Genomic DNA, 14335 nt, shown 5'->3' with positions numbered 1-14335 from the left:
TCTCCGCGTCGGAACATGTGCATTCTGCACGGGTGAGTCGTGACGCCTGCGACTGTTCCGTGCCCTTCCCTCGCTGACAGTCTCCATCCCGTCACCCGAACGCAACGGGAGGTGGGATGAGCAAGGGCTACGCCGTCTTCTGCGACGCAGACCGACGGTTCTACGACGCACCGCACCGTGTCACCGCCGGCCGTGCGGCCGCCGGTGAGCTGTACGCGGCGGCGCACCGTCCCGCTCCCGAGGGCTGGCAGCGGCACCGGTCCGGCGACTGGCTCGCCTACCGTCCGCTGGAGACGACGCTGCCGGCGCAGGGCTGGAAGATCCACGTCTCCGCCTGCCTGGACAACGCGGAAAGCGTCCTGGAGCGGGTGTGGGACTACTGCGTGGCGCGGTCGACGGCGTTCAAGTTCGTGCCCAGCCGCTACCTGCTGCACAACCGGAACGCCAAGTACGCCGACCGGGGCGCGAGCGGCAAGTTCATGACGGTCTACCCGCTGGACGACGCCGACTGCGAGCGGATCGCCGGCGACCTGGCCGCACTGCTGGACGGCGAACCCGGGCCGTACATCCTCAGCGACCTGCGCTGGGGTGCCGGGCCGGTGCACCTGCGGTACGGCGGCTTCACCGAGCGGAACGCCTACGACGACGACGGGAACCTCTGCCCGGCGATCGAGGAACCCGGCGGGCGGCTGGTCCCGGACCGGCGCGGGCCGGCCTTCCACCTGCCCGAGTGGCTGGACCTGCCGGACTTCCTGCGGCCGCACCTGGACGCACGGTCCGCCGCGACGTTCGAGGGCGTGCCGTACCGGGTCGAGCGGGCGCTGCACTTCTCCAACGGCGGCGGGGTGTACGCCGGGCGCGACACCCGCACCGACGAGGAGGTCGTGCTCAAAGAGGCACGCCCGCACGCCGGGCTGGCCGCGGACGGCGCGGACGCCGTGCAGCGGCTGGAACGCGAACGTGACGCGCTGGTACGCCTGTCCGGTGTGCCGCAGACCCCGGAGGTGCGCGACCACTTCACGGTCGGAGACCACCACTTCCTGGTGCTGGAGTACCTGCCGGGCAAGCCGCTGAACACCTTCTTCGCCCGCCGCCATCCGCTGATCGAGCCGGACCCGAGCGCCGAGACGCTCGCGGAGTACACCGACTGGGCGCTGCGCATCTACGGGCTGGTGGAGCAGGCCGTCGACGCGGTGCACGCGCGGGGCGTGGTCTTCAACGACCTGCATCTGTTCAACATCATGGTGTCCGAGGACGAGTCGTCGGTGGCGCTGCTGGACTTCGAGGCCGCCACCTCCGGCGCGGACGGACGCCGCCAGGTCATCGCGAACCCCGGGTTCGTGGCACCGGCCGACCGGCGGGGGTTCGCGGTCGACCGGTACGCACTGGCCTGCCTCAGACTGGCCCTGTTCCTGCCGCTGACCAGCTTGTTGGCGCTCGATCGGGGCAAGGCGGCGCATCTCGCGCAGATCGCCGCCGACCACTTCCCGGTGCCGCGCGCGTTCCTCGACGAGGCCGTCGCGGAGATCACCCGGGGTACGGAACCGGCCGCGGACACCGGCTCAGGCGGAAGCGGAAGAAGAAGCGGAAGCGGAACGGGCAGCGGAAGCTCCGGGACGTATCTGCCGGTGCAGCCGGCGGACTGGCCGCGCAGCCGCGACTCGATGATCCGCGCCCTGCTCGCCTCGGCCACACCGGACCGTGAGGACCGCTACTTCCCGGGCGACATCGCCCAGTTCGCCACCCCTTCCGGCGGCGCCACCTTCGGCTACGGCACGGCGGGCGTCCTGCACGCGCTCGCCGAGACCGGCGCCGACCGCGCGCCCGACGCGGAGGAATGGCTGCTGCGCCGGATGAAGGAGCCCGCCTCCGGCACCCCGCTCGGCTTCTACGACGGCCTCACCGGCATCGGCTGGGTCCTGCACCGCCTGGGCCACACCGACGAGGCCCTCGACCTGGCAGCCGTCGCCGCCGGGCACGACTGGCGGGTGCTGGGCTCCGACCTGCACAGCGGGCTGGCCGGCGTCGGACTCGCCCTCGACTCCCTCGCCGCCGGCACCGGCGACGCCGGACTCACGGACGCGGCCGCACGCTGCACCGCCCTGCTCGCCGACCGCGCCGCCGGACGCACGGCCACACCGGGTGCGTCACGCGGCGACGGCACCCCGCGCGCCGGGCTGCTGCGCGGCCGCACCGGAGAGGCGCTGTTCTTCGTGCGCCGCTACGAACGGACCGGCGACCCCGCGCTGCTCGACCTCGCCGCTGACGCGCTGCGGGCCGACCTGGACCAGTGCGTGCGCAGCGTCAGCGGGGCGCTCGCCGTCAACGAGGGCTGGCGCACCATGCCGTACCTCGGCGCCGGCAGCGTGGGCATCGGCATGGTGCTGGACGACTACCTGGCGCACCGCGACGACGCACGCTTCGCCGACGCACGGCGGGAGATCGTCCGCGCGGCGCAGGCGAAGTTCTACGCGCAGCCCGGCCTGTTCCGGGGGGCCGCGGGCATGGTGCTGTACCTGGCGCGGACCACCGCCGACGGGCCCGGCACCGACGCGGCGGACCTGCGGCGGCAGATCGACGCGCTGTCCTGGACCGCCATGCCCTACCGGGACGAACTCGCCTTCCCCGGCGAGCAGATGATGCGCCTCTCGATGGACCTGAGCACCGGCACCGCCGGCTGCCTGCTGGCGCTGAGCAGCGCGTACGGCGCCCCCCACCGGGACGAGGAGGGGCACGGTCGCACGACCGCGAGCCTCCCGTTCCTCCCGCCGCTGAAGCGGCGGCCTCAGAACCCGGTCCCGTGAGGGGCCGTGGAGAAATACCGTCCCTGAAACAGCTCAGAAAGGAAACGAGATGTCCCTTCTCGACCTGCAGACCATGGAGACGCCCAAGGACGAGGCCATCGGCGACCTCGAGACCGGTGGCGGCAGCCGCGCCAGCCTCCTGCTCTGCGGTGACAGCAGCCTGAGCCTGACCACCTGCAACTGAGGCTCGGCCCGCTCAGGGCGTGCCCCCGTCCGGTGCCCACCGGGCGGGGGCACGCCCCTGCCTGCTCGCCCCTGCAGACTCCCCCGCCTGCCTCGTCCCCCCGACCGGAGCAGGCGACGGAAACGGAACGAAACCGGGAACAGAACCGGAGGACCACGCATGGCCGCGCCGACGCGTGAGACCGTCCCTTCGCGCCTGTCACGCGGACGGGACGCGCAGGACAGGCCGCGAGCCGTCGGCCCCGTCCGGCTGCTGTGGCAGGCCGCCGCCGCGAGCAGGACCGGCACCGGCGTCCTACTCACGCTCGAACTCGCCGAGTCCGCCGTCGCCCTGACGCTGCCGGCCGTCCTCGGCCACACGCTGGACCGGCTGCTCGCCGGAGAACGGCCGGTCACCCTGCTCGCGCTCTGCGGGGTCCTGATCGCCGCCGAGATGCTGCTCGCCGCGGCGGGAGCGCTGCTCACCGGCGTGCTCGGCGCACGCGGCACCGCGTGGCTGCGAAGCCGCACGTTCACCCACCTGCTGGCCGTCGGGCCGCGCGGCGCCGCCCGGTTCACCCCCGGCGACCTGGTCACCCGCCTCGGCGCCAACGCCACCGACGCGGGCACCGCCCCGGCCGCCGGAGCTGCGGCAGTGGCGACCCTCGTCACGCCCGTCGGTGGACTCATCGCCCTCGCCGTCGTCGACCTCTGGCTGGCCGCCGTCTTCCTCGCGGGTGTACCGCTGCTCGTGCTGCTGCTCCGCGCCTTCGCCCGCAGCTCCTCCGAGAGCGTCGGGCGCTACCAGGAGACGCAGGGCCGGATCGCCGCGACGCTGGTCGAGACGCTGGGCGGCGCCGCGACCGTCGCAGCCGCCGGCACCGTCGGCCGTGAACAGGCGCGGGTGCTGCGTCCCCTGGCCGAACTCGGCGCCCACGGGCGGCGGATGTGGCACGTGTACGGGCGGGCCATGGTCGGCAGCGGCATCCTCGCGCCGCTGCTCACCACGGCGGTCCTCGCGACCGGCGGGCTGCGGCTGGCGGCGGACGCGGTCAGCGTCGGCGACCTGCTCGCCGCCGCGCGGTACTGCGCACTCGCCGCGGGCATCGGGGCGTTCGCCGGACGTCTGGACGCGCTGGTGCGCGGCCGCGCCGCCGCGACCCGCCTCACCGACGTGCTGGCCGTACCGGGGGTGCCGCACGGGAGGCGGCGGCTGCCGCCGACGCCCGGCGAGAGGCCGGAGCAGGGGCGTGCGCCGGGGAGGCTGGAGCTGCGGGACGTGGCGCTGACCCGGGACGGCCGGACGATCCTGGACGGCGTCGACCTGGTCGTGCCCGGGGGGACGACCATGGCCGTCGTCGGCCGGTCGGGCTCCGGCAAGTCGCTGCTCGCGGCCGTCGCCGGACGGCTGGAGGACCCGGAACGCGGCGAAGTGCTGCTGGACGGCGTGCCACTGCGCGACCTCGGCGCGGAGGAGCTGCGCGCGGAGGTGGGGTACGCGTTCGAGCGGCCTGCGCTCTTCGGGACGACGGTCGGCGACGCGGTCGGCTTCGGTCCCCACCCGCCGCCTCGCGACGAGGTCAGGGCTGCGGCACGTGCGGCGGGCGCCGACGGCTTCGTGCGGCGCCTCCCCGACGGGTACGACACGGCCGTGGCGACGGCGCCACTGTCCGGCGGCGAGCTGCAACGCCTGGGCCTGGCGCGGGCGTTCGCGCACGCCGGCCGCCTACTGGTACTGGACGACGCGACGTCCAGCCTGGACAGCGTCACCGAGATGCAGGTCGGCCGCGCCCTCGCGCACGAAGTCCGGCCCGGGACACGGCTGCTGGTCGCCCACCGCGTCTCCTCCGCAGCCCGTGCGGACGCCGTCGCCTGGCTCGACGCCGGAAGCATCCGGGCGGTCGGCCGCCACGCAGACCTGTGGCACGACCCGGTCTACCGCGCGGTCTTCGCCGCGGACGGCCCTTCCGGCGCCGCACCGGTCGACAACGGCCCCGCCGACACCGCGCCACCGAAGACCGGACCTGCGGAGACCGGGCCTGCGGAGACCCGTGCCGCGGAGACCGGTGCCGAGCCCTCGGCCCCCGCCTCGAGGGAGGCGCCGGGAACCCCGGCCGAGTCCGGCCCCGCCGGACAGAGCGGAGAGACGCGATGAGGATGCCGCAGCCCGGACGACCGTCGGAACGCCCACGAACCGGCGCGTGCCGAGGGCGGCGCACCGACGGCGCATCCCCTGCCCGCCGCCCGGTGAACGCAGGGGCCCTGCCGCCGTTCGGCCCGCGGCGCCGCCCCGCCCCGGCCCGCACCCACACCCGCACGGCCGAGCCGCACGACCGGCCCCGCCCCCGCACCGGCCACCGAGCCGCTCCGGGGGCTCGGGAGGCACGCGGTGCGGCGCCCGAGCCCCTCCGCTCCCCTGCCGCGCCCGACGAAGGGGAGGGCGGGCGATGAGTACCGACACGGAGACCAGGGCGCGCGACGAGGCCGAGGGCGCACGGACGACGCCCGGCGACCCGGCGGGCCCGCCGGCCGAAGCGCCCCTCGGCACGGGTGCCGCGGCCAACGACCTTCCGGGGCGGGGCGCGTGGCGGCGGGTCGCTCCGCAGGCGCGGACGTTCCTGCGGCGACGGCTGCGCCCGCTGGTGCGGCTCGGCGCGTGGTCGCTGCTGGAGTCCGGGCAGACGTTCCTCGGCGGGTACGGCGTGGCCCGCGCCATGGACGACGGCTTCCTCGCCGGCCGCACCGGTGTCGGCCTGGCCTGGCTCGCGGTCGGCGCACTGGCCGTGCTGGTCGGCGGTCTCGCCACCCGCGGCGTCTTCCGCCACCTGGCCGACCTGGTCGAGCCGTTGCGCGACGGCCTGGTGCGACGCGTGGTCGCCCGTACGCTGCACGTCGCCGTCGGCGCGCCCGCCCGGGTGGACACCACCGCGGTCTCCCGGCTCACCAGTCAGACAGAGATCGCCCGCGACGGCTTCGCCGGACTCGTCCTCGTCACCCGGTCGTTCGTCTTCACCGCGCTGGGCGCGCTGGTCGGCCTGGCCGCGCTCGCGCCGCTGCTGCTCCTCGTCGTGCTGCCGCCGCTGGCCCTGGGCATGGCGCTGTTCACCTGGACGCTCGCGCCGACCGCCGTACGCCAGCGGCAGTTCCTCGACGCGGACGAGGCGGTGTCCGGCCGCTTCGGGGCCGCGGCGGCGGGCCTGCGCGACGTCACCGCGTGCGGCGCGGAGGAGCGGATCGCGCGGGAGGCGGACGTGCTGATCGAGGACGGGCGGCGGGCGAGTACCGCCCTCGCCCGCTGGGCCGCCGCCCGCAACCTCGCCCTGGGCGTCGCCGGGCAACTCCCCGTAATGCTGCTGCTGGTGTGCACGCCGTGGCTGCTCGACGCGGGCGTCACCGCGGGCGAGCTGCTGGGGGCGCTCACGTTCCTCACCCAGTCGCTGCTTCCGGCACTCCACACGCTGATCAACGCGCTGGGGACGGCCGGTACGCGGCTGCTCGTCGTCCTCGACCGGCTCACCTTCACCGGAGACCGGCATCCGTCGGGCGGAGACCGGCGCCCCTCCGGCGCGTCGGGGGCACCGGCCGCGCCGCCCGCGAAGCCCGTGCCCACCCCCAACACGCACTCCCCCGACCCCGGCCCCGGCCCTCACGTCGCCCTGCGCGGGGTGACGTTCGCGTACGGGCCGAACGCGCGCCCCGTGCTCCAGGACCTCGAACTGGACGTGGAGCCGGGCCGGTTCCTCGCCGTCGTCGGACCGAGCGGCATCGGCAAGTCGACGCTCACCGGCCTGGTGGCCGGCCTGCTGGAGCCCGCGCGGGGAACGGTGCACGTGGACGGCGTGCCCGTGCGGCCCCCGCGCGGCCCGGAGGCATCGGGCGAACGGGTGCTGATCCCGCAGCAGGCGTACGTGTTCGGCGGTTCGCTGCGCGACAACCTCACCTACCTGTGCCCGGACGGCTCACTCAGCCACGACGCCGCCGTGCGGCGGTCCGCCGAGGCGGTCGGGCTCGGTGCACTGGTGGAGCAACTCGGCGGGTACGACGGGGAGGTCGATCCGGCGGCGCTGTCGCAGGGCGAGCGGCAGCTGATCGCGCTGGCGCGGGCGCACCTGTCACCCGCACCGCTGGTGCTGCTGGACGAGGCGACGTGCCACCTCGACCCCGTCGCCGAGGCCCGCGCGGAGCGGGCGTTCGCCGAGCGGCCGGGGACCGTGATCGTGGTGGCCCACCGCATCAGCTCCGCCCTGCGCGCGGACCGCGTGCTCGTCCTCGACGGAGACCGCGCGCTGTGCGGCACGCACGACGACCTGCTCGCCCGCTCCCCGCTCTACGCCGAACTCGTCGGCCACTGGCATCCGGCCCGGCCCTGAGCCGGGTTGTGAGCCGGGCAGCGTGAGGAACCCGGCTCAGAGCCAGCCCGCGGTCTGCGCGATTCGGATGGCGTCGACCTTGTTGCGCGCCCCTGTCTTGCGGACCGCCGCCGCCACGTAGTTGCGCACCGTGCCCTGCGAGAGGTGCAGGCGCGCGGCGGTGCCCGCGACGGACTCTCCGCTCGCCGCGATCTCCAGCACGCTCAGCTCACGCGGCGTCAACGGCATCTCGGCCGCCTCCAGAAATGAGAAGGCGAGCGACTCGTCCACGAATCGCTCGCCCCGGGAGACCCGACGGATGGCGTCGACTAAGCGCTGCGGGAGAGCGTGCTTGCTGACGTATCCCTGGGCGCGGGCGGCGAAGGCGCGGCGCAGCATGCCGGGCCGGTCCGGGTGCGCGAGCACCACGAGCCCCCGCTCCGGGCCGCCCACCTGCCCGGCGAGAGTGCCGCCCGGCGTCAGCCGGTCCACACCGGAACACTCCGCGTCCGCCAGGCACACCCGCGGGTCGGCCGACGTGAGGCCCTGCGCCGAGTCGTTCCACGAGGCCGAGGCGACGTCGAAGTCGCGTTCCGCCCCCAGGAGGGACGTGAGAGCCGACCTCATGAGGTGCGATTCGTGCAGCACCAGCACGCGTATCGCTCCTCCCCCCGGTGTGCGTGTCACAGTGTTACCTTCCGTTTGCGGAATGTGGCGGAAAGATGGTGACACGGAAACGATTCTGTCCCCAAGGGGGCGTACGAAGCACGCGGGTTGCGCGGTATGCGCCCCCTTGGGTGCGTCGGATAGTGTGGCGGGCACCAGCAGTGGACCGACCGAGGAGGTGAGCCCCATCCCCGCAGCAGCAGGCTGGGCGCTCCCTCCTCGCCGACGTGCCGGCAGCAGCCCGCACGGGTGAGGACGGGGCCCTCACCACGCGTCGAAAGGCCCCCACTTCGTTGCCCTCTCCGTCACCGCACTCCTCAGCACCATGCCCTCCCGGCCCCGCCTACCCCTCCGCCGTCGCCCGGCTCCGCGCCGCGGGCTGCGTCTACGCCGAGGACGAGGCGCGGCTCCTCCTCGATGCGGCGCCCACTCCCGACGACCTCGACCGCATGATCCGGCGGCGCGCGTCCGGCCTGCCACTCGAACACGTGCTGGGCTGGGCCGAGTTCTGCGGCGCACGGATCGCCGTCGACCCCGGCGTGTTCGTGCCGCGACGCCGCACCGAGTTCCTCGTCCGGCGCGCCGCCGACGGTGCGCCGGACGAAGCGGTGGTCGTCGACCTGTGCTGCGGCTCCGGCGCGCTCGGCGCCGCGCTGACGGCGGTCGCCGCCGCACGCGGCCGTGCCGTCGCCGCGGTGCACGCGGCCGACGTCGACCCCGCGGCCGTCGCCTGCGCCCGTCGCAACCTCGCCCCCTCCCGCGGACAGGTCCACTGCGGCGACCTGTTCGCCGCGCTGCCCTCCCGCCTGCGCGGGCGGGTGGACGTGCTGCTGGCGAACGTGCCGTACGTACCCACCGACGAGATCCCGCTGCTGCCCGCCGAGGCGCGGCTGCACGAGACGCGCACCGCACTGGACGGCGGCGCCGACGGCTTGGACGTGCTGCGCCGCGTGGCCGCCGGGGCGCCGTCCTGGCTGGCCCCGGGTGGGCGCCTGCTCTTCGAGACCGGCGAACGCCAGACCGGCACCGCCGCCGAAATCGTGGCGGCGGCCGGGCTGCGTCCGGAAGTCGCCGTCTGCGACGAGCTGTTCGCCACGGTGATCGAGGCTGTCGCACCCGCCTGAGAGGATGGCCGTCGGCGGGCGGACGCCCGCCGACGGCCATAGGGCGGGAGGCGGTGCGCATGGTCGGCGTCGAAGCACTGGTGGGGATCGCGGTCGTCGCGCTCGGACTGGTCCTCACACCCGGGCCCAACATGATCTACCTGGTGTCCCGTTCGGTCACCCAGGGCCGCAGGGCCGGGCTGGTGTCGCTGCTGGGCGTCGCCGCCGGGTTCCTGGTCTACCTCGTCGCGGCCGTGGCGGGCCTGACGACGCTCTTCACGCTCGTCCCCGGCGCGTACACGGCCGTCAAGCTGGCCGGCGCCGCCTACCTGGCCTACCTGGCCTGGCAGACCCTCCGGCCCGGCGGCGCCTCGGCGTTCGACCCGAAGCCGCTGCCGCCGGACCGGCCGCGGCGCCTCTTCACCATGGGCCTGGTCACGAACCTGCTCAACCCGAAGATCGCGATTTTGTACCTCTCCGTGCTGCCCCAGTTCGTGGACCCGGAACGCGGGTCGGTCGCCGCGCAGAGCCTGGTGCTCGGCCTCACCCAGATCACCATCGCGGTCACCGTCAACGCGCTGATCGCCCTCACCGCCGGATCCCTCTCGTCCTTCCTGCGCTCCCGCCCCCGCTGGCTCCGCGCGCAGCGCCGCGTCATGGGCACCGTCCTCGCCGGCCTCGCCGTCCACGTCGCGACGAGCTGACGACCGGCAACCAGCCACCAGTCACCAGTCACCAGTCACCACACGGTGAGTCACCAGGTGTCGCGGAGTGTAGTCTTCAGTGTGAGCGTCGCCAGGATGAACGCCGAGGTCCATGTGCTCGACTACGAGCCGCACATGGTCGCGCCGTCGCACTACTACCGGACGCGGCTCCGGCCAGGGGGCCACAGCGCGCGGCACGTACGGCGGATCGTGCGCGCGTACGTGACCGCGTGGGGGATGGCCCCGCTGACGGAGATCGCGGAGCTGGGCGTGACGGAGCTGCTGGCCAACGTCGTCAAGCACGTGCCGGACGGCACCTGCACGGTCATACTGCGGCGGCGCGCGCACGGCCTGCGGGTGGAGGTGCACGACAGCGATCCCGCACTGCCGCGCCCCGGCGATCCGGAAGGGCTGGCCGAGCAGGGTCGGGGGCTGGCGCTGCTGGACGCGCTCACCGACGCGTGGGACGCGGAGCGGACCGGGCCGGCCACCAAGATGGTGTGGTTCGAGCTGGTGTCACGGACGCCGGCCGGCGGGCCGTGACGACGCCGCGTCGGCCAGGGCGCCGAGGACGGCTCCGATCGCCGGGTGCCCGGCAGCGCCGCGCCGGACGACGGCCTCCACACTTCGCCCCACCGACGGCGCGCCCACGTCGTACGCCCGGACTCCCGGGGGAGGGGACGTCAGCGCGAGGCGGGGCACCAGGGCCACGCCCGCGCCCGCCCCGACCAGGGTGAGGGTGGCGCCGAAGTCGGCGCAGGTGTGGACCGTGCGGGGGGTGAAGCCGGCGTGGCGGCACGCCAGGAGGGTCGCGTCCCGGCAGCTGCCGCCTTCGGGGGCGGCGATCCAGTCCGCGTCCGCGAGGTCGCGCAGGTCCACCGGTGCGGTGGCGTCGGCTCCTGCCACCGGATGGCCGTCGGGAAGCACGACCGCCAGCGGATCGTCGAGCAGCGGCACGGTGTGTGCCCACGACGGCGCCTCTGCGCCGAGATGGGTGTAGTGGTAGACGACCGCCACGTCCGCCCGTTGCTGCCGGAGTGCGGGGAGGCTGTGCTCCGGTTCGGCCTCGTGCACGGCCGGCACCAGTTCCGGGTGCGCGGCGCGCAACGCGGCCGGAAGGGGCGCAGCCAGCGGGCCGAGTGCGCTGGTGAAGCAGGCGATGCGGACCGGCCCGGAGGGCCGGTCGGCGAGCCGGCGCAGCCGCGTCTCGGCACGTTCCAGTGCGGCGAAGACGTCCTCGGTGCCGGCGACGAGTGTGCGTCCGGCCGCGGTCAGCCGCACCGACCTGCCCTCGCGGTGCAGCAGTGCGACACCCGCTTCGTGCTCCAGCTGCCTGAGCTGCTGGGACACGGCGGAGGGCGTGACCCGGTGGACGTCCGCGACGGCGGAGACGGTGCCGTGGTCGGCGAGGTCGCGCAGCAGGCTGAGGCGCCGGACGTCGAGCATGCGACCAGCATAGTAGCCCTACTGAAAAGACGCTGTAGACGATGTAGCTGGACTGCACAGGGGCGGGCACGGGAGGGTGCGGGCATGGCAGCAGAAGCAGACCCGCCCGCACCGCACCGCTCCGCGATGACCGCCGAGGAGGTGCTGACCACCACCCGTTCCGTGCGGCGCCGCCTCGATCTGGACCGCCCGGTGGCGCTGGAGACTGTGCGGGAGTGTCTGAAGACCGCGCTCCAAGCACCGAGCGGCTCCAACGCGCAGCGGTGGCGCTTCGTGGTGGTCACCGACCCCGAACGGCGCGCCGCGATCGGCGCGACGTACCGCAAGGCCTGCGCCGCCTACCTGGACTCGCCCAGCGCCGCGGGCAGCCTGTTCGCGGACGACCCGGAGCAGGCGCAGGTGCAGCAGAGGGTGCACGCCAGCATCACGTACCTGGCCGAACGGATGGGCCGGGTACCGGTGCTGGTGATCCCCTGCCTCCAGCTTCCGGGGGCGGGGGCGCTGCCCGCCGGCAATCAGGCCGGGCTGTGGGGCTCGCTGCTCCCGGCGGCGTGGAGCTACATGCTGGCCGCCCGCACGCGCGGCCTGGCGACGGCCTGGACCACGTTGCACCTGACGTACGAGGGCGAGGTCGCCGACGTGCTCGGGCTGCCGGACGACGTGCGCCAGGGCGCGCTGATCCCCACCGCGCACCACACCGGCAGCACCTTCCGCCCGGCGCGGCGGCGGCCGCTGGACGAGGTGCTGCACGTCGACGGCTGGCGGCACGCGGACGGCTGACCCGACGCCGGGTGTACGTCGCGCCGCGCGGCGAGGCATACCGCGGGGCAGAGGGGACATACGGTCACCGTCGGAGCGTACTGTCACCGATCCCGAGGAGACCCGGAGAGATCATGTCGTCCGCGCACAACGATGTCGTCGAGCTGATCCTGAAGGACCACCGGCGGATGGAGGAGCTGTTCCGCACCATGCGGAACGCGGAGGCGGACCGGGCGGGGGCGCTCGCCGAGTTCGCGAACCTGCTGATCGCGCACGGCGAGGCGGAGGAGGAGAAGGTCTACCCGGACCTCGCCCGACGCGACCCGGTGGACGAGGATGACGTCGAGCACGGCGTGCACGAACACCAGGAGGGCAACGAGGCACTGCTCGCCCTCCTCGAGATCGCGGACACCTCCTCCGAAGCGTGGGACGAGAAGCTGGAGGACCTGGTCGCCGCCGTCACGCACCACCTCGACGAGGAGGAGCGCACGCTGCTCAACGACGCCCGGGAGCACGTGCCGGACGCCCGGCGCGCGGAACTGGCGGAGGCTTTCGTCAGGTCGCGCGCGGAACACCTCGAGGCGGCCTGCGGCAGCCCGGCGAACGTGCGGGCGGTCGTGGAGCGCGGGAAGCGCGAGGGGAAGAGCGAGGACTGAGCACGGGCCCCCGCCCGGGGGCCGCAGGCCCGGAGACCATGCCTCAGAGGCCGAAGAGCCGCGCCGCGTTGTACCAGCAGACCCCGCGCAGCCACGCGTCGCCGAGGTCCAGCGTCTCCAGGGCGTGCAGCGCATCCCGGTAGCCGTAGGGGATATTGGGGAAGTCGGAGCCGAAGAGGACGCGGTCGCCGAGGGCGGCGAGCTGCGGCAGCCGCTCACGCGGGAACGGCGCCTCCTCCTCGCTGAAGCGGGTGAACGCCATCGTGGTGTCCAAGTGCACGTGCGGGTACGTCTCGGCGAGGTCGAGGAAGGCGCCGTAGTCGGGCATGCCCATGTGGGCCACGATCATCGGCAGCCCGGGGTGGCGGGCGAGCAGCCTGGCCGCGCCCTCGGGTCCGGTGTGGGCGCCGGGCACGGGCGCGGAGCCGCAGTGGGTGACGACGGGCACGCCCGCGTCGGCGAGCATGCCCCAGACTGGGTCCAGCAGCGCGTCGCACGGGTCCCATGCGCCGACCTGGACGTGCGCCTTGAACACCCGGGCGCCCGCGTCGATCGCCTCGGCGACGTAGGCCGGAGCCTCGGGTTCGGGATGGAAGGTCGCGGTGTGCAGGCAGTCCGGCGTGCGGGTGGCGAAGTCGGCCGCCCAGGCGTTGAGCCAGGCGGCCATGCCGGGCTTGTGCGGGTAGACGAGCGAGGTGAAGTGCCGTACGCCCAGGTCGCGCAGGAGCGCGAGCCGGTGCCGCTCGTCGGTGCGGTAGGCGATGGGCCAGGGGCGGCCGGTGAGCGGCCCGGCGCTGTCGAAGTAGGCCCACACCTTGGCCATGACGCGGTGCGGCATGAAGTGCGTGTGCACGTCGACGAGTCCGGGCAGGCCGAGCCCCCGCCAGAACGCGGGGACCTGTGCGTCGCCCTCGGCGGTGCCGGCACCCGGTCGGGTCGCGTCGTCCGCCTCCTGATGCACGCCGTCATGGTGTCACCGCACGGCACCGGGGACGGCCCCGGCCCCCGCCGCCGTGGCGCGGGGGCCGGGGCCGTGCGGGCCCGCGGTGCGGGGCCGGAGCGTCCGGCCTACTGGAAGTTCACGTCCGAGCAGGCGTAGAACGCGTTGCCGGTGTCCGCGACCGTCCACACGGAGAAGATCATGTGACGGCCGGACTTGCCGGGCAGGCGCCCGGTGTGGCTCTCCTCGGCGGCGGGCTGACGCCCGTCCATCGGCACGACCAGGAACGGGTCGAGTTCCAGCGCCGACCGGGTCAGCGGCTGGGACGGGTCCCAGCCGTCCTTGGTCACGTAGTACCGGTAGTCGGTGGTGGAGTGCCGCGCGGTGTTCGTCCAGGTGAAGGTGAAGTCCTGTCCGGACGGCACGTTGCTGGTCGGCCAGTCGCCGCCGCGCGGGTCGTCGAGTTCGGAGAAGCGGCCGTTGCCGCCGGCGCAGAGGGTGCCGTCGCTGGGGCCGCCCTGCGGGAAGCCCTTCGGCCCTTCGACGCTCTGCGGCTCCCACTGGATGGCGCCGCAGCCGCTGACCGCGCCGTCGGCGCAGAACGCCTGACGGCTGGTGGGGCTGGAGGAGTACCCGTGGGCCTGGGCGCTGCCGCCGGTGGCGAGAACGGTGATCGCGGCCATGCCGATCGCCGCCGACGTCGTACTGATCCTTCGTCGCATGCCTGCTCCATCGGTGTGGGGGTG

13 protein-coding genes are annotated in these 14335 nt (G+C 74.5%); 9 read left to right on the top strand and 4 right to left on the bottom strand.

The features are described from left to right. Positions 1 to 116: 116 nt before the first annotated feature. The 4 genes from lanKC to E4198_RS17465 all read left to right on the top strand — a co-directional run bounded on the left by lanKC (position 117) and on the right by E4198_RS17465 (position 7336). Positions 117 to 2804: a class III lanthionine synthetase LanKC gene (gene lanKC / locus E4198_RS17480; RefSeq protein WP_136183981.1), complete on the top strand. Its 2688-nt coding sequence runs from the start codon at positions 117 to 119 to the stop codon at positions 2802 to 2804. 49 nt (positions 2805 to 2853) lie between these two features. Continuing rightward, positions 2854 to 2988: a SapB/AmfS family lanthipeptide gene (locus E4198_RS17475; RefSeq protein WP_023530017.1), complete on the top strand. Its 135-nt coding sequence runs from the start codon at positions 2854 to 2856 to the stop codon at positions 2986 to 2988. A 159-nt stretch (positions 2989 to 3147) separates the two neighbouring features. Continuing rightward, positions 3148 to 5121 (top strand): ABC transporter ATP-binding protein, encoded by a 1974-nt coding sequence (locus E4198_RS17470; RefSeq protein WP_136183980.1) that lies wholly within the window; start codon positions 3148 to 3150, stop codon positions 5119 to 5121. A gap of 292 nt (positions 5122 to 5413) precedes the next feature. Next, on the top strand, positions 5414 to 7336 hold the full coding sequence (locus tag E4198_RS17465) for an ABC transporter ATP-binding protein (protein ID WP_136183979.1): 1923 nt from the start codon (positions 5414 to 5416) through the stop codon (positions 7334 to 7336). A 36-nt stretch (positions 7337 to 7372) separates the two neighbouring features. Here the strand turns inward: E4198_RS17465 and E4198_RS17460 are convergent, their stop codons facing one another. Beyond that, positions 7373 to 7969, bottom strand: coding sequence for a response regulator transcription factor (locus tag E4198_RS17460; RefSeq protein ID WP_348771308.1), 597 nt, complete (start codon positions 7967 to 7969; stop codon positions 7373 to 7375). Positions 7970 to 8274: 305 nt separating this feature from the next. Between E4198_RS17460 and E4198_RS17455 the strand changes: the two genes are divergently transcribed. The 3 genes from E4198_RS17455 to E4198_RS17445 all read left to right on the top strand — a co-directional run bounded on the left by E4198_RS17455 (position 8275) and on the right by E4198_RS17445 (position 10331). Next, positions 8275 to 9105, top strand: coding sequence for a putative protein N(5)-glutamine methyltransferase (locus E4198_RS17455; RefSeq protein ID WP_136183978.1), 831 nt, complete (start codon positions 8275 to 8277; stop codon positions 9103 to 9105). A gap of 59 nt (positions 9106 to 9164) precedes the next feature. Continuing rightward, the gene (locus E4198_RS17450; protein ID WP_136183977.1) at positions 9165 to 9788 is read left to right on the top strand and encodes a LysE family translocator; all 624 of its coding nucleotides are present in this window, start codon (positions 9165 to 9167) and stop codon (positions 9786 to 9788) included. Between the two features lie 81 nt (positions 9789 to 9869). Next, complete coding sequence (locus E4198_RS17445; protein ID WP_247597721.1) at positions 9870 to 10331, top strand: ATP-binding protein; 462 nt, start codon at positions 9870 to 9872, stop codon at positions 10329 to 10331. Here the strand turns inward: E4198_RS17445 and E4198_RS17440 are convergent. Next, the gene (locus tag E4198_RS17440; protein WP_136183976.1) at positions 10305 to 11234 is read right to left on the bottom strand and encodes a LysR family transcriptional regulator; all 930 of its coding nucleotides are present in this window, start codon (positions 11232 to 11234) and stop codon (positions 10305 to 10307) included. The genes E4198_RS17445 and E4198_RS17440 overlap by 27 nt on opposite strands. An 84-nt stretch (positions 11235 to 11318) precedes the next feature. On the opposite strand from E4198_RS17440, the gene E4198_RS17435 reads away from it, so the two are divergent. Together E4198_RS17435 and E4198_RS17430 are read left to right on the top strand one after the other, a co-directional pair. After that, positions 11319 to 12014, top strand: coding sequence for a nitroreductase family protein (locus E4198_RS17435; RefSeq protein ID WP_247597720.1), 696 nt, complete (start codon positions 11319 to 11321; stop codon positions 12012 to 12014). Between the two features lie 113 nt (positions 12015 to 12127). Next, on the top strand, positions 12128 to 12649 hold the full coding sequence (locus tag E4198_RS17430) for a hemerythrin domain-containing protein (RefSeq protein ID WP_136183975.1): 522 nt from the start codon (positions 12128 to 12130) through the stop codon (positions 12647 to 12649). A gap of 43 nt (positions 12650 to 12692) precedes the next feature. Here the strand turns inward: E4198_RS17430 and E4198_RS17425 are convergent, their stop codons facing one another. Together E4198_RS17425 and E4198_RS17420 are read right to left on the bottom strand one after the other, a co-directional pair. Beyond that, positions 12693 to 13520 (bottom strand): amidohydrolase family protein, encoded by an 828-nt coding sequence (locus tag E4198_RS17425; protein ID WP_247597945.1) that lies wholly within the window; start codon positions 13518 to 13520, stop codon positions 12693 to 12695. A 197-nt stretch (positions 13521 to 13717) separates the two neighbouring features. After that, positions 13718 to 14311: a lytic polysaccharide monooxygenase auxiliary activity family 9 protein gene (locus E4198_RS17420; RefSeq protein ID WP_136183974.1), complete on the bottom strand. Its 594-nt coding sequence runs from the start codon at positions 14309 to 14311 to the stop codon at positions 13718 to 13720. Positions 14312 to 14335 lie beyond the last annotated feature (24 nt).

This window comes from Streptomyces sp. RKND-216, from assembly GCF_004795255.1.
Lineage (GTDB): Bacteria > Actinomycetota > Actinomycetes > Streptomycetales > Streptomycetaceae > Streptomyces > Streptomyces hazeniae.
This window is presented reverse-complemented; position numbering and strand designations above follow the sequence as displayed.